This window comes from Paraburkholderia sp. Ac-20342 (assembly GCF_017104985.1).
In the GTDB taxonomy this organism is placed as follows: domain Bacteria; phylum Pseudomonadota; class Gammaproteobacteria; order Burkholderiales; family Burkholderiaceae; genus Paraburkholderia.
The window spans coordinates 55,864-72,136 of record NZ_JAAGPQ010000032.1 but is presented as its reverse complement, the minus strand read 5'-3'; the positions used below and the strand labels follow the sequence as shown (position 1 = coordinate 72,136).

The following is a 16,273-nucleotide window of genomic DNA, read 5'->3' as shown; positions in this document are numbered from 1 at the left end:
CAGACATTGAGGAGACATTCATGGCCAAAATGAGAGCCGTCGACGCCGCCGTGCTGGTGCTCGAAAAAGAAGGTATCGATACCGCGTTCGGCGTGCCGGGCGCCGCGATCAACCCGTTCTACTCGGCGATGCGCAAAGCCGGCGGCATCAGCCACGTGCTTGCGCGCCACGTCGAGGGCGCCTCGCACATGGCCGAAGGCTACACGCGCGCTCGGCCGGGCAACATCGGCGTGTGCATCGGCACCTCGGGGCCTGCTGGCACCGACATGATCACCGGTTTGTACTCCGCCCAGGCCGACTCGATTCCTATTCTGGCTATCACAGGCCAGGCGCCGCGCGCGCGTCTCTACAAGGAAGACTTCCAGGCGGTCGATATCGAATCGATTGCCAAGCCCGTCACCAAGTGGGCCGTGACCGTGCGCGAGCCGGCGCTGGTGCCGCGCGTGTTCCAGCAGGCGTTCCATCTGATGCGCTCGGGCCGTCCGGGCCCGGTGCTGGTCGATCTGCCGATCGACGTGCAGCTCGCCGAAATCGAATTCGACATCGACACGTACGAACCGCTGCCTGTCTACAAGCCGAAGGCGACGAGAAAACAGATCGAAGCCGCGCTCGCGCTGCTCAACGAGGCCGACAAGCCGCTGATCGTCTCGGGCGGCGGCGTGCTGAACGCCGTGGCCGAAGACCTGCTCGTGAAGTTCGCCGAAACGGTCGGCGTGCCGGTGATCCCGACGCTGATGTCGTGGGGCGCGATTCCCGACGACCATCCGCTGATGGCCGGCATGGTCGGTCTGCAGACCTCGCACCGCTACGGCAACGCGACGATGCTCGCCTCCGACTTCGTGCTCGGCATCGGCAACCGCTGGGCCAACCGCCACACCGGCAGCGTCGACGTCTATACGAAGGGCCGCAAGTTCGTGCACGTCGATATCGAACCGACGCAGATCGGCCGCGTGTTCGGCCCCGATCTCGGCATCGTCTCGGACGCGAAGGCCGCGCTCGAACTGTTCGTCGACGTGGCGGGCGAGTGGAAGGCCGCGGGCAAGCTCAAGGACCGCAGCGCATGGGTTGCCGATTGCCAGGAGCGCAAGCGCACGATGCTGCGCAAGACGCACTTCGACAACGTGCCGATGAAGCCGCAGCGCGTCTACGAAGAGATGAACCAGGTGTTCGGCCGCGATACCTGCTACGTGAGTACGATCGGTTTGTCGCAGATCGCCGCGGCGCAATTCCTGCACGTCTACAAGGCGCGCAACTGGATCAACTGCGGCCAGGCCGGCCCGCTCGGCTGGACGATTCCGGCGGCGCTCGGCGTGCGCGCGGCCGATCCGCAACGGCCGATCGTCGCGCTCTCGGGCGACTACGACTTCCAGTTCATGATCGAGGAACTCGCGGCCGGCGCGCAATTCAAGCTGCCGTACGTGCATGTGGTCGTGAACAACTCGTACCTCGGACTGATCCGCCAGGCGCAGCGCGCCTTCGAGATGGACTACTGCGTGCAGCTCGGCTTCGAGAACATCAATTCGCCGGAGACGAACGGCTATGGCGTCGATCACGTGGCGGTGGCCGAAGGTCTCGGCTGCAAGGCGATTCGCGTGTTCAAGCCCGAAGAGCTGAAACCGGCGCTGGAGAAGGCGCAGTCGATGCTCGGCGAGTTCAACGTGCCGGTGATCGTCGAAGTGATTCTCGAACGCGTGACCAATATCTCGATGGGCACCGAGATCGACGCGATCAACGAGTTCGAGGAACTGGCCGAAAGGCACGAGGACGCACCGACCGCGATCAGCCTGCTGGACTGAGACCGGGCCTGAGTTTGAGCCGGCCGCGCTCGCGGCGGCCGCCGTCACCGCCGTAGCTGTAGCGCACGCGATGCATGCCGCGCGCGAGGACCGGGGTCGTTCGCATGAAACGCCCCGCCCTCGCCGCGCGAGAACCGCGCGCGCGATTCCCCTGACCGCCCTGACCGACCAGAGAGACACACGCACCATGCCGAAATTTGCAGCGAATCTGACGATGCTGTTCAACGAAGTGCCGTTCCTCGACCGTTTCGCGGCCGCGGCCAACGCCGGCTTTCATGCCGTCGAATTCCTGTTTCCGTATCCGTATTCGATCGCCGATTTGAGCGACCGTCTGCAGCAGAACCGCCTGAAGCTCGTGCTGCACAACCTGCCCGCGGGCAACTGGGACGCCGGCGAACGCGGCATCGCGTGCCTGCCGGATCGGGTCGGCGAGTTTCGGGAAGGCGTCAACCGCGCGATCGAGTACGCCAGCGCATTGAAGGTGCCGCAACTGAACTGCCTCGTCGGCATTCCGGGCGCGGGCATCGATGCCGACACCGCGCGCGCGACGATCGTCGGGAACCTGCGCTTTGCCGCGGCCGAACTGAAGAAAGCCGGCATCCGCCTGCTCGTCGAGCCGTGCAACTCGTACGACATTCCGGGCTTCGCGCTGAACCGTTCGCGCGACGGGCTCGACGTGATTCGCGAGGTCGGCTCGGACAATCTGTTCCTGCAATACGACATCTATCACATGCAACGGATGGAAGGCGAACTCGCCGCGACGATCGAAAAGAACCTCGCGCAGATCGCGCACATCCAGCTTGCCGACAACCCCGGGCGGCACGAACCGGGCAGCGGCGAAATCAACTACCCGTATCTGTTCGCGCGGCTCGACTCGCTCGGCTACGACGGTTATGTCGGCTGCGAATACAAGCCGCGTGCGACGACCGAGGCCGGCCTCGGCTGGCTGCACAGCGTGGCCGGTCAATCGCGCGGCGCGGCGCACGCGGCGGCCTGAGCCTGCTTCGGTTTCCTCATGGTCCCCTGAAGCGGCCTGACGCACGCCTCCCTATCACCCTGGAGATTCAGACACATGGCAAAGATCGGTTTCATCGGCCTCGGCATCATGGGCGCGCACATGGCGCGCAACCTCATCAAGGGCGGCCACTCGCTGTTCGTGAACGGCGCGTATCCGGTGCCAGACGACATCGCGAAAACGGCCAGCGTGGCCGCCAGTTCGACCGCCGTCGCGCAGGCCGCCGACATCGTCATCATCATGGTGCCGGACACGCCCGACGTCGCCAACGTGCTGTTCGCCGACGACGGCGTCGCCGCCGGCCTCACGCGAGGCAAGCTCGTGATCGACATGAGCTCGATCTCGCCGCTCGACACGCAGGTATTCGCGAAGAAGATCAACGCGCTCGGTGCCGACTATCTCGACGCGCCGGTATCCGGCGGCGAAATCGGCGCGCGCGACGCGACGCTGACGATCATGGTCGGCGGTCCCGAGCAAGCCTTTGCGCTGGCGAAACCGCTGTTCGAGCTGATGGGCAGGAACATCTCGCTGATCGGCGAGAACGGCGCGGGCCAGACCTGCAAGGTCGCGAACCAGATCATCGTCGCGCTGAACATCGAGGCGGTGGCCGAAGCGCTGCTGTTCGCGTCGCGCTCGGGCGCCGATCCGGAACGCGTGCGCCGCGCGCTGATGGGCGGCTTCGCGTCGTCGCGGATTCTCGAAGTGCACGGCGAGCGCATGACGAAGCGCACCTTCAACCCGGGCTTTCGCATCGAGCTGCATCAGAAGGACCTGAACCTCGCGCTCGACGGCGCGCGCAAGCTCGGTATCGCGCTGCCGCATACCGCGAGCGCGCAGCAACTGTTCAGCGTGTGCGCGGCGAACGGCGGCAAGGCGTGGGATCACTCGGCGATGGTGCGCGCCCTCGAAATCATGGCGAACCATGAGGTCGCGCAGGCGCCGGGCGGTGAGGAAGCGAAGGCGGCCTGAGGTTCCGGTTTTCGCGGTTGAGCTTGCCGGCGGTTGTTGCTGGCTATTTATTGCCGGCTATTCGTGGCTATTGCCGGTTGCCGACGACGGTTACCAATCGCGGCCGACTTCGGCCCGCCGCCATGGCCCGCGGCCCGGCATCGGCGGGCGGCGTCCCGGCAAGCACAGGTGGGGCGCCTGTTGGTCGCGCGGCAGCTTCGGCTGTCCGCGCGGCGCAACGGGCAAATCGTGCCGCTCTGGGCTGAGAGCGGCAAGTGGGGTCCGCAGCGGCACCCGGCGAAGGCGGGGAAGCCTTGGTCGGTCAGACGTCGTCGTCGGGTGTCCGGCTGTCGGATCGGTTGTCGTGGCGATTCTTTGAGCGGGTTTCCCGCGCTCTGCCAAACGCCGCGTTGACGACAGGAATCACAATCCTGGACTCTACTTCGGGTCGAGCGGCCATCCGCTGGAACCGTCGTCACATCGCTGCAGGCGGCGCGCGTTGCCGATCCGACGCCTGATCGGCGCTCACCGGCTCGCATCGGCTCACACCGCCGGGCCGTCAATCAATACGTATCGAACACCTTCTGCAGCGCGGCCGGCGCCGTATGGCCCGCGCCCAGCGCCAGCATCAGCAGCACCCGCGCCTTGTACGGATTCAGCGAACCTGCGCTGACGAAACCGAGCGCGTCGTCGGCGGCCGCGCCGTTGCGCATCACGTGGCCCGAGCCGACGCGCGACGCGCGCACCACCGCGACGCCGCGCGTCACCGCCTCGGCCAGCGCCTGCTGCAGCGTCTGATGGATCGAGCCATTGCCCGTGCCCGCCACGACGATGCCGCGCACACCGGCCGCGACGAGCGCATCGACGGCAAGCCGCGAGACGCCCGCATAGCTCGCGACGATCTCCACATGCGGCCACTGCGCGCCGCTCGCGAATTCGCTCGCGAGCGTATGCGCGCGCACCACGCCGCGCTGAAATTCGACGCGGCCGTCCTGCACCCAGCCCAGCGCGCCGATCTCCGGCGACTGGAACGCGTCGACCGCATAGGTGCTCGTCTTGACGACGTCGCGCGCACTATGAATGCGGTTGTTGAACGCCACCAGCACGCCCTGCCCGCGCGCCGACGCATGCCCGGCCACCGTCACGGCATTCAGCAGATTCAGCGGACCATCAGCCGACAACGCCGAGGCCGGCCGCATCGCCGCGGTCAGCACGACGGGCTTGTCCGACTTGACGGTCAGATGCAGCAGGTAGGCGGTTTCTTCGAGCGTATCGGTGCCGTGCGTGACCACGACGCCGTCGACGTCCTCGCTCGCGAGCAGCGTGTCGATGCGTTGCGCCAGCGTGCTCCATAGCGGTAGCGCCATGTCCTTGCTGTCGACGCTGGCGATCTGCTCGGGTGCGATCCGCGCGACCGCGGACAACGCCGGCACTGCCGCGAGCAACTGCTCGACGCCGACGACGCCCGCCTGATAGCCCGAGGTATTGGCCGCATCCGCGGCCGCGCCGGCGATCGTGCCGCCGGTCGCGAGCACGGCGATGCGCGGCAGCGACGGCGCCGCGCCGTGGCCGGGAGAAACCGGCGAAAAGGAAGTGGAAGTATTCATGGCGGCGATTGTAAGCGATGCGCCAGCCGCCGCCATGTATGGAAAACCGGGAGCCCGCAAGGCTTGAGCGGCGCGTGCGGGTGTCGTGAGGGCATCACGCGATGGGCATCATGAAGACATCACGCGGGCGCCGCGAAGACGCACCCCGGCCGCGAGGACCCGGCGCCCTCATCGCCCGCTCACACCGCCTCGCGCAACTGCGCCGCGATATCGGCCTCGCTCAACTGCGGCGCGAACATTTCGATCAGCCGGTACGCGTAGGCGCGCAAAAACGCGCCCTTGCGCAAGCCGACGCGCGTCGTGCTGGCCTCGAACAGATGCTGCGTGTCGAGCGCGACGAGTTCGGTGTCGCGTTTCGGATCGTAGGCCATCGCCGCGACCACGCCGATGCCCATGCCGAGTTCGACGTAGGTCTTGATCACGTCGGCGTCGATCGCGGTCAGCACGACGTCGGGCAACGCACCCGCTTTCGCGAACGCCTGGTCGATATGCGAGCGGCCCGTGAAGTCCTGGTCGTAGGTGACGATCGGGAATTCGGCGATCTCGTCGAGCGTCAGATTTTCGCGGCCCACGAGCGGATGCCCCTTCGGCACGACCACCACGTGATGCCACGAATAGCACGGGAACGTGACGATGTCGGGGAAGCGGTCGAGCGCTTCGGTCGAGATGCCGATGTCGGCCTCGCCGTTGATAATCATCTGCGCGATCTGCTGCGGGCTGCCCTGGCGCAGCGCCAGATGCACCTTCGGGAACACCGAGGTGAACTGCCGGACCACCTTCGGCAGCGCGTAGCGCGCCTGCGTGTGGGTGGTCGCCACGACCAGATGGCCGCTGTCCTGATCCGCGTACTGACGCGCCACGCGGCGCAGATTCTCCGCGTCGAGCAGCATCCGCTCGATCAGCTGATGCACGGCCTTGCCCGGCTCGGTCAGGCCCGTGAGCCGCTTGCCGCGGCGGATGAAGATGTCGACGCCGAGTTCGTCCTCGAGATCCTTGATCTGTTTCGACACGCCCGACTGCGACGTGTACAGCACGTTCGCAACCTCGGTCAGGTTCATGTTCTGCCGCACGGCCTCGCGCACGAAGCGCAATTGCTGGAAATTCATCGATGTGTCTCCGGTTCAGCCAGAGTTGAGTTATGTTGAGTTATTGAAGCCGATTTGCAGTCACCGCTTTGAAGCCACTCACCCGGCGCAACCGCCGGGTCCGGCCGATACGTTGCTCTCCTGTCATGCGCGCCGCGCGGCGGCGCCCCCCTCTCACTGCGCGGGAAACACGCGCAACGCGCGCGGCACCGCGGTCACGCCATCGCCGACCGCCAGTTGCAGATCGCGCCACGTCTCGCGATCGAGTTCCGCTTCGAGCAGATTGCCCTCGCGGCCCGCGAGTTCGACGCGCACCGAACCGCCAAGCGTCACGACGCGCTGCACGTCCACCACGATACCCTCGCGATGCCCCGCCGTCTGCGGATACAGTTGCAGATCGTGCGGCCGCACGTAGGCGAACGCCGGCCCGCTGAAACCGGCCGCGATCGCGACCGGCAAAGCCGCGCCATCGACCACGAAGCCCTGTGCGTCGACGTTGCCATGCAGACGGTTCGCCGCGCCGAGAAACTCGTAGACGAACGGCGTCTGCGGATGATCGTAGACGTCCTGCGGGCTGCCCACCTGCTCGACGTGGCCGCGATCGAGCACGACGATGCGGTCGGCCACTTCGAGCGCTTCTTCCTGGTCGTGCGTGACGAAGATCGTCGAGATATGCAGATCGTCGTGCAGACGCCGCAGCCAGCTGCGCAACTCCTTGCGCACCTTCGCGTCGAGCGCGCCGAACGGCTCGTCGAGCAGCAGCACCTTCGGCTCCACGGCGAGCGCACGCGCGAGCGCGATACGCTGCCGCTGCCCGCCCGACAGTTCCGACGGATAACGCTGCGCGAGCCAGTCGAGCTGCACGAGCCTGAGCAGCTCATGCACCTTCTCGCGAATCACGCTCTCGGCAGGCCGCTCCTTGCGCGGCTTCACGCGCAGACCGAACGCGACGTTCTCGAACACCGTCATGTGACGGAACAGCGCGTAATGCTGGAACACGAAGCCGACTTCACGCTCGCGCGCGCCAACCGCCGCGACGTCCTGACCTTGCAGCACGACCTGGCCGGCGTCCGCGTATTCGAGACCGGCGATCACGCGCAGCAGCGTGGTCTTGCCGCACCCCGACGGCCCGAGCAGCGCGACCAGTTCGCCCGGCGGAAAGTCGAGCGAGACATTGTCGAGCGCGACGAAATCGCCGAAGCGCTTGTGCAGGTGACGAACGGTGATACCCATTTACAGCTCTCCTTGCTTGAGCGGGTGTGGCTGCGACGCAGGCGTTGCGTTGGCGAAAAACGAATGAGGCGCGGACGGCGCACCGGCCGGCCGCGTGCCCGTGCCCGTGCTCGTGTCCGTGGACAACGGCACCGGCGCCGGCCCCGCATACGCGGGCACCTCGCGCGCGGCCGACAGCTCCGCCGACATATGGCGCTCGGCCAGCAGCTTGAGCCCGAGCGTGACGAGCGCGAGCAGCGCCAGCAGCGACGCCACGGCGAATGCTGCCGAGAAGTTGTACTCGTTGTAGAGAATTTCGACGTGCAGCGGCATCGTGTCGGTCTGTCCGCGAATATGGCCCGACACCACCGACACCGCGCCGAACTCGCCCATCGCGCGCGCGTTGCAGAGAATCACGCCGTACAGCAGGCCCCATTTGATGTTCGGCAGCGTGACGCGGCGGAAAATCTGCCAGCCCGAGGCGCCGAGCACGTGTGCGGCTTCTTCCTCGTCGTTGCCTTGCGCCTGCATCAGCGGAATCAGTTCGCGCGCGACGAACGGGAACGTCACGAAGATCGTCGCGAGCACGATGCCCGGCACCGCGAAGATGATCTGCACGTCGTGGTCTTCGAGCCATGGGCCGAACCAGCCCTGCGCGCCGAACATCAGCACGTAGATCAAACCCGAGATCACCGGCGAGACCGAGAACGGCAGATCGATCAGCGTGGTCAGCAGCGCCTTGCCGCGAAACTCGAACTTCGCGATACACCACGACGCCGCGAGACCGAACCCGAGATTGAGCGGCACGGCGATCGCGGCGGTCAGCAGCGTCAGCTTGATGGCCGAGAGCGCATCGGGATCGGCGAGCGACGCGAAGTAAAAGCGCAGCCCCTTGGCGAGCGCCTGATAGAACACGGCGACAAGCGGCACGACGAGGAACAGCGCGAGAAACAGCAGCGCGATGCCGGTCAGCAGCCAGCGCACCGCCGGCGGCTCGCTGACCGGATCGGGCCGGCGCGGCACGCCGGGCGACGTGTTGAGTAACGTATCAGGCGAGGTGCCAAGCGAGGTGTCAAGCGAGGTGTCAAGCGACGCACTGGCGCGGGCCCGCGTGGAATTTGCGCCCTGCACTTCGCTGGCACCGTTCGCGTGGTTGCCCGGGTTCGTAGAACGGCCGCTCATTGCGCACCTCCGCCGACTGCCGCGACCCGCGCTGCATGGCTCGTTGCTGTGCCAGTGGCGCCGCTCGCCGCGTTGCTCACGGCGCCGCCCGCCGGCCCCTGCGGCACGGGCCCCGCGCCGCCGCGGCTCGTGCGCCGCTGCAAATACCACTGCAACGTATTGATGAACAGCAGCATCAGGAACGACACGATCAGCATCACGACCGCGAGCGCGGTCGCGCCCGCGTAGTCGTACTGTTCGAGCTTCGTGATGATGAGCAGCGACGTGATCTCCGATTTCATCGGCACGTTGCCGGCGATGAAGATCACCGAGCCGTATTCGCCGAGCGCGCGCGCAAAGGCGAGCGCGAAGCCGGTCAGCAGCGCCGGCAACACGGCCGGCAGCACGACGCGGCGAAACGTGAGCCAGCGCGACGCGCCGAGGCAGGCGGCCGCCTCTTCCTGCTCGCGTTCGAACTCCTCCAGCACCGGCTGCACCGTGCGCACCACGAACGGCAGGCCGATGAACGTCAGCGCGACCAGCACGCCGGCCGGCGTGAACGCGATCCTGATGCCGAGCGGCACGAGAAACTGGCCGATCCAGCCGTTGCCCGCATACACCGCCGCGAGCGAAATGCCGGCCACCGAGGTCGGCAGCGCGAACGGCAGATCGACGACCGCATCGACGATGCGCTTGAACGGAAACGTGTAGCGCACCAGCACCCACGCGACGAGAAAGCCGAACGCCGCGTTGATGAGCGCGCCGCCGAGCGCCGAGAAGAACGTCAGCCGATACGACGCGAGCACGCGCGGCGAGGTGACCGCGCGCACGAACTGGTCCCAGTCGAGCGTCGAGGTCTTCAGAAACGTCGATGCCAACGGAATCAGCACCACGAGGCTCAAATACGCCACCGTGATGCCGAGTGTCAGGCCGAAGCCGGGCAATGCGCTCGGCTTGCGAAAGGTCAACGTGGTCATGCTGGATACTCGTTCAGGGTTGATGCTCGCGCGGCGGATGGCCCGCGCGCCGCCGCGCCGCGCGTTGCCTTATGTCGTCTTATGCTGCCTGATGCGGCATTGCCGCCGCGCTCGTTTTCAGGCGCGGCGGCAACCGCTGTTACTGCGGCTGATAGATCGAATCGAACACGCCGCCGTCCGCGAAATGGGTCTTCTGCGCGTTAGCCCAGCCGCCGAACGAATCGTCCACCGTGTAGAGCTTCAGCTTCGGAAACCTCGCGGTCAGCTCGGCTGGCACCTTGTTCGAACGCGGACGATAGAAGTTGCGCGCGCCGATCTCCTGGCCCTCTTCGCTATAGAGGAAGTTCAGATAGGCCTCGGCGAGCTTGCGCGTGCCATGCCTGTCGACGACCTTGTCGACCACCGCGACCGGCGGCTCGGCAAGAATGCTCGCCGACGGCACGACGATCTCGAACTTGTCCGGGCCGAATTCCTTCAGCGACAGGAACGCCTCGTTTTCCCAGGCGATCAGCACGTCGCCGATCCCGCGCTGCACGAAGCTCGTGGTCGCGCCGCGCGCGCCCGAATCGAGCACGCCCGCGTTTTTATAGAGCTTGCCGACGAACGCCTTCGCCGTCTGCGCGTTGCCGCCCGGCAGGTGCTCGGCGTACGCCCACGCGGCGAGGTAGTTCCAGCGCGCGCCGCCCGAGGTTTTCGGATTCGGCGTGACGATCGACACGCCCGGCTTGACGAGATCGTCCCAGTCCTTGATGTGCTTCGGGTTGCCCTTGCGCACGAGGAACACGATCGTCGACGTGTAGGGCGAGGCATTGTCGGGCAGGCGCTTCTGCCAGTTTTTGTCGACGAGGCCCTTGTTCGCGAGCGCGTCGATGTCGTAAGCGAGCGCCAGTGTCACGACGTCGGCCTGCAGGCCGTCGAGCACCGAGCGCGCCTGTGCGCCGGAGCCGCCATGCGACTGCCTGAAATTGACCGTCTCGCCGGTCTTCGCCTTCCATTCCTTGCCGAAGGCCTGATTGATGTCCTGATACAGCTCGCGCGTCGGGTCGTAGGACACATTGAGCAGCGTCGTGTCGGCATGCGCCGCCCCGCTCGCGCCGAACATGCCGAGCGCGCCCGCCGCGCCGACGGCCAATGCCGCGATGAATCGTTTCGTCCTGCCCGTAAGCCCCGTCTGCCGATGGTTCATGTCAACTTTTCTCCGCGTGATGATCCGCCTTGGCGAATCTGCTGTTGTTTTGCGTCGCGGTCACGTGCACATGAGCGCCAACCCGGAAGCCAGTCTATCGAAGCGCTTTCATCATTAAAAATAATGTTTCTTCATTTTTTAATACGCAAAAGTGGTAACGACAGACGGGCGCGGCGCTGTAACGACCAAACAGCCGCGATGACGCCCCAAAGCGACGCCGGAACGTCCCCCGTTTCGAGAACTTAAAGTAAAGCTTGAAATGCGCCGAATACTGTATAAAAATACAGTCACCTGTTCATACATACAGTGGCCATGACAAAACTCACCGCACGACAGCAGCAGGTTTTCGATCTGATCCGCCGCGCGATCGAACGCACCGGCTTTCCGCCCACCCGCGCCGAAATCGCGGCCGAACTGGGTTTCAGCTCAGCCAATTCGGCGGAAGAACATCTGCGCGCGCTGGCCCGCAAGGGCGTGATCGAGCTCGCGGCCGGCGCCTCGCGCGGCATCCGCCTGCTGTCCGGGCAGGATGATGCGCCGCACCAGTTCACGCTGCCGCACGCGGGGCTCATGCAGTTGTCGCTGCCGCTCATCGGCCGGGTCGCGGCGGGTAGCCCGATCCTCGCGCAGGAACATATCTCGCAGCACTACGCATGCGACCCGGCGCTGTTCTCGAGCAAGCCCGACTACCTGCTGAAGGTGCGCGGCCTGTCGATGCGCGACGCGGGCATTCTCGACGGCGACCTGCTCGCGGTGCAAAAGCGCAGCGAAGCGAAGGACGGCCAGATCATCATTGCCCGGCTCGGAGACGACGTCACGGTCAAGCGCCTGAAGCGCCGCTCGAACGGCATTGAGTTGATCGCGGAAAACCCCGATTACGAAAACATCTTCGTGGCAACCGGCAGCGCGGATTTCGCGCTGGAAGGGATCGCCGTAGGGCTGATCCGCCCGAGCGAGTTCTGATTGGCTGGTACGTCCGTACCGCCAGGACCGCTCGCGCCGGTTTGTCCAACCCAAGCTGCATTTACCTCGCATCGCCTGGAGAGACTCATGGAACGTCTTGCCCGTCTGCTGCCTTTTCGCCAGTTCGGCCGTCTGCGCCATCTGCGCAAGCTCACGCCCTGCCCACTGATCGAAGCGCCCGCTGAGCACACGCCGTCGCTGTTCGACGAGCCCGCTTCAAGCTCCGGCTTGCCGTCGTCGTTGCCGGCATTCGCGCGCGTCTCGCTGAATTCGGGCTTGAATACGGCCGAGCCATCGCGTCGCGCGCCGGTGCGCGTCTATCATGGGCCATCGCGATTAATCATGGTCGGCACGATCGAGGCCGTATGCCGTATGATCGATCGCTGCATAGCCGACGAAGCCAATATGCACGGCGCGGTGTTCGAGTCCTGAGCAAATTCTGAGCGAGTCCTGAATAATTTGTGAATGAACGCGGAGCGTACTTCCTGTGTTCAGGTATTCGCGTGGTATTGGGATCGTTTCGTCCTCGCCGTGGTCCACGTTAGACCCAACCTGACGGGAGAGTCCGATCCGATGAGAGTTCAGAAACGCATCCAGGGCAGTGCCACCCGGCCACTACTTATCACGTTGATCGTGGTCATCGTGATTGCCGCGCTAGGGTTTATTTATGCGTCGCCGTATATCGCGGTGAATAATCTCAAACGCGCGGCCGATGCGCGAGACGTGCAAACCGTCAATTCATACGTCGACTTTCCCGCGTTACGCGACAGCCTCAAGCTGCAGGTGGCCGACATGCTGACGCGCCGGCTCGAAGCGGACGCCGGTAACAAGATAGCCACGATTGGCGCGGTGATCGGCGTGACGTTGATCGGTCCGCTCGTCGATGCCTATGCGACACCAGACGGTGTCGCGGCCCTGCTGAACGGCATGCCGCCACGCGGCACCCCGGGCGAGCAGCCGGCGGCACCGCCTGCCGCGAGCACGGAAGGCCAGCCGGCGCCACCCGCCGCAAACAACGCCAATCAACCGAATGCGGCACCGCCCGCGCGGCAAAGCACGGCCGGTTATCGCAGCCTCAATGAATTCGTCATCACGTACCGGCGCGGCGAAGGCAATGCGAATTATTCGGCCATCTTCCGCCGCGAAGGTCTGATCACGTGGAAGCTCGCCGCGATCAATCTGAACGAGTGAATGGGAAGTTTGATCTGAATGGACGAGTGGCCGGCTATCGTAGCCGGCCACTCGACAGGATGCGACAAGCGTTTCGATACACCCGGCGCAGTTCGATACCGCATCGAGGTCTTTCAATGGCGCTCGCCGTTATTCAGGCCGTCATTCAGACCTTCGTGCAAGCCCTCATTCAGACCGGCACGCAACGAGCCGCACGCGTCAACTCTCATGCACGATCGCGCCATGTCGAAATCCCGCGCGTGATCGTGCCTCATCTTGCATAAGCAAGCGTTGCTCAGGCAACGCTCATCGGTACATCACCGCGTCAGGCCGCGGCCTGCTGTTGCTCCTGCACCGACGAACACGCGACCAGAATGCTGCACGACACGCGATCGAGCAGCGGCGTATTACCCGCGCCCATCCACCAGCGCGACAAGCCGGTCCGGCAGCGATGACCGACCACCACGAGATCGACCTGCAACTCATTGGCGAGATTGGCGATCTCGTCGATCGGATGGCCGAACGCGAAATGCCCTTGTGCGTTCACGCCGCGCTCGGTCAGCCAGTTCACGCCCTCCTGCAGAATCTCGCGGGCGGTTTTTTCGAAGCTGCCACAGGCCACGTCGGTCAACAGGCCCGCGCTTTGCGCGATGCTGGAACGCATGTCGACCACCGACAGCAAATGCGTTTCCGCCTTCAGGTCCAACGCCAGATCGGCGCCGCAACGCAGGGCTTTACGGCCTTCGCGCGAGCCGTCGTAGCACAACAGGATTTTCTGGTAGCTCGCCATCATTTTCTCCCTTCGCGCGGAAAGCGCGGTCTGAGTCAATCATGGTGCGCCGCAATTCAGCTTGCAAGAGATGGAAAACGCTAAGTGCGTAGTCGCTACAGGTTAATGCAGGCCGCACGGACGTTGCGGCGGCATCGGCCCGGTTTTGCACGCAAATATGGCAGCGCAAAAAATATCGCGTGGCGTGGCGACGCTCCGTTCAGCGTCGCCCCCGAGCATCGATTCCCCAGCACGATAGGTGCCTGAAGGATGTCCAACACGCGTCTACGCCCAACAGGGCTGCAGGCGTCTTCGCTCGACAATGCCCTAGAATGGACTGCTTTCGTAGCCGTTGCGGCCATCCGCGCGCACCGCGTCCATTGCCTGCCGTAGCGTGTTCTTCCGGAGCCTTCATCGATCCATGCCTGCCGCCCCTATCGAATTCCATCAGGTCAGGAAAAGCTACGGCGAAAAAACGGTCGTCGATGGATTGTCGTTCCATGTCAATGCGGGCGAATGCTTCGGCCTGCTCGGCCCCAACGGCGCGGGCAAGACCACGACCTTGCGCATGCTGCTCGGCATCGCGTCGCCCGATGCCGGCGAAATCCGCCTGTGCGGCGAGCCGATTCCGGGCCGTGCGCGCGTGGCGCGGGCGCGCGTCGGCGTGGTGCCGCAGTTCGACAACCTCGATCCCGATTTCACGGTGCGCGAAAACCTGCTCGTGTTCGGCCGCTACTTTGGCTTGAGCGCCGCGCAATGCCGCGCGGCCGTGCCCGGACTGCTCGAATTCGCGCGGCTCGAAAGCAAGGCGGACGCACGCGTGAGCGAACTGTCGGGCGGCATGAAGCGGCGCCTCACGCTTGCGCGTGCGCTCATCAACGACCCCGACGTGCTGATCATGGACGAGCCGACCACCGGGCTCGATCCGCAGGCGCGGCATCTGATCTGGGAGCGGTTGCGCTCGCTGCTCGCGCGCGGCAAAACCATCCTGCTGACCACGCACTTCATGGAAGAAGCCGAGCGGCTATGTCATCGGCTCTGCGTGATCGAGGAAGGACGCAAGATCGCCGAGGGCGCGCCGAGCGAGTTGATCGCTTCCGAGATCGGCTGCGACGTGATCGAGATCTACGGCCCCGACCCGCTTGCGTTGCGCGACGAACTCGCGCCGCTCGCCGAGCGAACCGAGATCAGCGGCGAAACCCTGTTCTGCTACGTGAACGACGCGCAGCCTGTGCATGCGCGGCTCAAGCAGCGCGCCGATCTGCGCTATCTGCATCGGCCGGCGAATCTCGAAGACGTGTTTTTGCGGCTCACGGGCCGCGAGATGCAGGATTGAGAACGCGCATCGAAACGAGGCGTCGAAACATGCCCGGCACGCAAGGCATAAGCAGCCGCGACGTCGCACAATAGATGCGGCAACCGGACAGGAACCGCAAACAAGGGACGCCACCGAGAAAATCGCGCAAAGCAGGCACGGACCAGGCACAAGGCAGGCACCCGGCAAACCCCGGGCACGCGAGAACAACCCGAGACACCTCATGGACGCACGCACCTACGAAACCCACGGCGGCACGCCTTCGGCACAGGAACCGTTCGCCGCTTTCCCCGCCAACGCCGTGAACTGGATCGCGGTGTGGCGCCGCAACTATCTGGTCTGGAAGAAGCTCGCGCTTGCGTCGATGTTCGGCAATCTCGCCGACCCGATGATCTATCTGTTCGGGCTCGGCCTCGGACTCGGGCTGATGGTCGGGCACGTCGACGGCGTCTCGTACATCGCGTTTCTCGCGGCGGGCACGGTTGCCTCGAGCGTGATGATGTCGGCGAGTTTCGAGTCGATGTATTCGGGCTTTTCGCGCATGCACGTGCAGCGCACGTGGGAAGCGATCATGCACACGCCGCTCACGCTCGGCGATATCGTGCTCGGCGAGGTGATCTGGGCAGCCAGCAAGTCGATGCTGTCGGGCGCCGCGATCATGCTCGTGGCCGGCGTGCTCGGCTACGCGAGCTTTCCATCGATGTTGCTCGGCTTGCCGGTCATCGTGCTGGCCGGTCTCGCCTTCGCCAGCATCGCGATGATCGTGACGGCACTCGCGCCGTCGTACGACTTTTTCATGTTCTATCAGACGCTCGTGCTCACGCCGATGCTGCTGCTCTCGGGCGTGTTCTTTCCGACCTCGCAACTGCCTGCCGCCGCGCAGGCCGCGACCGGCGCGTTGCCGCTCGCGCATGCGGTCGAACTGATGCGCCCGGTCATGCTCGGGCGGCCGGTCGCTCACGCGCTGTGGCACGCGGGCGTGCTGGCCGCGTATGCGGTGGGTGGCTTCGTCGTAGCCGCGATTCTGTTTCGCCGCAGGATGATGAAGTAGGCCGAGTGCGGCAAGCCG

17 protein-coding genes are annotated in these 16,273 nt (G+C 65.2%); 9 read left to right on the top strand and 8 right to left on the bottom strand.

Annotation, left to right across the window (positions count from 1 at the left end; genetic code table 11):
• Window positions 1–20 precede the first annotated feature (20 nt).
• Window positions 21–1,796 carry a glyoxylate carboligase gene (gene gcl, locus G3N58_RS15445; RefSeq protein WP_167038555.1) on the top strand — a complete coding sequence of 592 codons (1,776 nt, stop codon included), beginning with the start codon at window positions 21–23 and terminating at the stop codon, window positions 1,794–1,796.
• On the opposite strand, the gene G3N58_RS34505 is transcribed toward gcl, so the two are convergent.
• Window positions 1,780–1,902 (bottom strand): hypothetical protein, encoded by a 123-nt coding sequence (locus tag G3N58_RS34505; protein ID WP_277396974.1) that lies wholly within the window; start codon window positions 1,900–1,902, stop codon window positions 1,780–1,782. The genes gcl and G3N58_RS34505 overlap by 17 nt on opposite strands.
• A gap of 81 nt (window positions 1,903–1,983) precedes the next feature.
• Here G3N58_RS34505 and hyi point away from each other — a divergent pair, with 81 nt between their 5' ends.
• Window positions 1,984–2,793, top strand: a complete 810-nt coding sequence (gene hyi / locus G3N58_RS15440; protein ID WP_205999561.1) for a hydroxypyruvate isomerase — start codon at window positions 1,984–1,986, stop codon at window positions 2,791–2,793.
• A 75-nt stretch (window positions 2,794–2,868) separates the two neighbouring features.
• Entirely contained in the window at window positions 2,869–3,780 is a 912-nt protein-coding gene (locus tag G3N58_RS15435) for a 2-hydroxy-3-oxopropionate reductase (protein ID WP_205989977.1), read from the top strand.
• A gap of 542 nt (window positions 3,781–4,322) precedes the next feature.
• On the opposite strand, the gene G3N58_RS15430 is transcribed toward G3N58_RS15435, so the two are convergent.
• From G3N58_RS15430 to G3N58_RS15405, 6 genes are all read right to left on the bottom strand, one after another.
• Window positions 4,323–5,366, bottom strand: coding sequence for an asparaginase (locus tag G3N58_RS15430; protein WP_205999560.1), 1,044 nt, complete (start codon window positions 5,364–5,366; stop codon window positions 4,323–4,325).
• 179 nt (window positions 5,367–5,545) lie between these two features.
• The gene (locus G3N58_RS15425) at window positions 5,546–6,472 is read right to left on the bottom strand and encodes a CysB family HTH-type transcriptional regulator (RefSeq protein ID WP_167038562.1); all 927 of its coding nucleotides are present in this window, start codon (window positions 6,470–6,472) and stop codon (window positions 5,546–5,548) included.
• A 153-nt stretch (window positions 6,473–6,625) separates the two neighbouring features.
• The gene (locus G3N58_RS15420; RefSeq protein ID WP_205989978.1) at window positions 6,626–7,684 is read right to left on the bottom strand and encodes a sulfate ABC transporter ATP-binding protein; all 1,059 of its coding nucleotides are present in this window, start codon (window positions 7,682–7,684) and stop codon (window positions 6,626–6,628) included.
• Entirely contained in the window at window positions 7,685–8,845 is a 1,161-nt protein-coding gene (gene cysW, locus G3N58_RS15415) for a sulfate ABC transporter permease subunit CysW (RefSeq protein WP_241017121.1), read from the bottom strand.
• Entirely contained in the window at window positions 8,842–9,801 is a 960-nt protein-coding gene (gene cysT / locus G3N58_RS15410; RefSeq protein ID WP_240158753.1) for a sulfate ABC transporter permease subunit CysT, read from the bottom strand. Before cysT ends, cysW begins: the two co-directional genes overlap by 4 nt.
• Window positions 9,802–9,940: 139 nt before the next feature.
• Window positions 9,941–10,987 (bottom strand): sulfate ABC transporter substrate-binding protein, encoded by a 1,047-nt coding sequence (locus tag G3N58_RS15405; protein ID WP_167285176.1) that lies wholly within the window; start codon window positions 10,985–10,987, stop codon window positions 9,941–9,943.
• Window positions 10,988–11,299: 312 nt separating this feature from the next.
• Between G3N58_RS15405 and lexA the strand changes: the two genes are divergently transcribed.
• The 4 genes from lexA to G3N58_RS15385 all read left to right on the top strand — a co-directional run bounded on the left by lexA (window position 11,300) and on the right by G3N58_RS15385 (window position 13,404).
• Window positions 11,300–11,950 carry a transcriptional repressor LexA gene (gene lexA, locus G3N58_RS15400; protein ID WP_167038568.1) on the top strand — a complete coding sequence of 217 codons (651 nt, stop codon included), beginning with the start codon at window positions 11,300–11,302 and terminating at the stop codon, window positions 11,948–11,950.
• 87 nt (window positions 11,951–12,037) lie between these two features.
• A complete protein-coding gene (locus G3N58_RS15395; RefSeq protein WP_167038570.1) occupies window positions 12,038–12,382 on the top strand; it encodes a hypothetical protein in 345 nt (114 codons plus the stop codon).
• Window positions 12,383–12,523: 141 nt separating this feature from the next.
• On the top strand, window positions 12,524–13,141 hold the full coding sequence (locus G3N58_RS15390; protein WP_205999559.1) for a DUF2939 domain-containing protein: 618 nt from the start codon (window positions 12,524–12,526) through the stop codon (window positions 13,139–13,141).
• Between the two features lie 116 nt (window positions 13,142–13,257).
• Complete coding sequence (locus G3N58_RS15385; protein ID WP_167038574.1) at window positions 13,258–13,404, top strand: hypothetical protein; 147 nt, start codon at window positions 13,258–13,260, stop codon at window positions 13,402–13,404.
• A 41-nt stretch (window positions 13,405–13,445) separates the two neighbouring features.
• Here the strand turns inward: G3N58_RS15385 and G3N58_RS15380 are convergent, their stop codons facing one another.
• Window positions 13,446–13,910, bottom strand: coding sequence for a universal stress protein (locus tag G3N58_RS15380; protein WP_167038692.1), 465 nt, complete (start codon window positions 13,908–13,910; stop codon window positions 13,446–13,448).
• Between the two features lie 400 nt (window positions 13,911–14,310).
• On the opposite strand from G3N58_RS15380, the gene nodI reads away from it, so the two are divergent.
• Window positions 14,311–15,225, top strand: a complete 915-nt coding sequence (gene nodI, locus G3N58_RS15375; RefSeq protein WP_167038576.1) for a nodulation factor ABC transporter ATP-binding protein NodI — start codon at window positions 14,311–14,313, stop codon at window positions 15,223–15,225.
• A gap of 202 nt (window positions 15,226–15,427) precedes the next feature.
• On the top strand, window positions 15,428–16,255 hold the full coding sequence (locus G3N58_RS15370) for an ABC transporter permease (RefSeq protein ID WP_167285169.1): 828 nt from the start codon (window positions 15,428–15,430) through the stop codon (window positions 16,253–16,255).
• The last annotated feature ends 18 nt before the right edge of the window (window positions 16,256–16,273 follow it).

Coding starts and splice junctions, on each gene's coding strand:
- cysW (WP_241017121.1), bottom strand. CDS start 8,845: ATGAGCGGCCGTTCTACGAACCCGGGCAACCACGCGAACGGTGCCAGC.
- lexA (WP_167038568.1), top strand. CDS start 11,300: ATGACAAAACTCACCGCACGACAGCAGCAGGTTTTCGATCTGATCCGC.
- G3N58_RS15405 (WP_167285176.1), bottom strand. CDS start 10,987: ATGAACCATCGGCAGACGGGGCTTACGGGCAGGACGAAACGATTCATC.
- G3N58_RS15395 (WP_167038570.1), top strand. CDS start 12,038: ATGGAACGTCTTGCCCGTCTGCTGCCTTTTCGCCAGTTCGGCCGTCTG.
- hyi (WP_205999561.1), top strand. CDS start 1,984: ATGCCGAAATTTGCAGCGAATCTGACGATGCTGTTCAACGAAGTGCCG.
- G3N58_RS15390 (WP_205999559.1), top strand. CDS start 12,524: ATGAGAGTTCAGAAACGCATCCAGGGCAGTGCCACCCGGCCACTACTT.
- G3N58_RS34505 (WP_277396974.1), bottom strand. CDS start 1,902: ATGCGAACGACCCCGGTCCTCGCGCGCGGCATGCATCGCGTGCGCTAC.
- G3N58_RS15435 (WP_205989977.1), top strand. CDS start 2,869: ATGGCAAAGATCGGTTTCATCGGCCTCGGCATCATGGGCGCGCACATG.
- cysT (WP_240158753.1), bottom strand. CDS start 9,801: ATGACCACGTTGACCTTTCGCAAGCCGAGCGCATTGCCCGGCTTCGGC.
- G3N58_RS15370 (WP_167285169.1), top strand. CDS start 15,428: ATGGACGCACGCACCTACGAAACCCACGGCGGCACGCCTTCGGCACAG.
- gcl (WP_167038555.1), top strand. CDS start 21: ATGGCCAAAATGAGAGCCGTCGACGCCGCCGTGCTGGTGCTCGAAAAA.
- G3N58_RS15385 (WP_167038574.1), top strand. CDS start 13,258: ATGGCGCTCGCCGTTATTCAGGCCGTCATTCAGACCTTCGTGCAAGCC.
- G3N58_RS15420 (WP_205989978.1), bottom strand. CDS start 7,684: ATGGGTATCACCGTTCGTCACCTGCACAAGCGCTTCGGCGATTTCGTC.
- nodI (WP_167038576.1), top strand. CDS start 14,311: ATGCCTGCCGCCCCTATCGAATTCCATCAGGTCAGGAAAAGCTACGGC.
- G3N58_RS15380 (WP_167038692.1), bottom strand. CDS start 13,910: ATGGCGAGCTACCAGAAAATCCTGTTGTGCTACGACGGCTCGCGCGAA.
- G3N58_RS15430 (WP_205999560.1), bottom strand. CDS start 5,366: ATGAATACTTCCACTTCCTTTTCGCCGGTTTCTCCCGGCCACGGCGCG.
- G3N58_RS15425 (WP_167038562.1), bottom strand. CDS start 6,472: ATGAATTTCCAGCAATTGCGCTTCGTGCGCGAGGCCGTGCGGCAGAAC.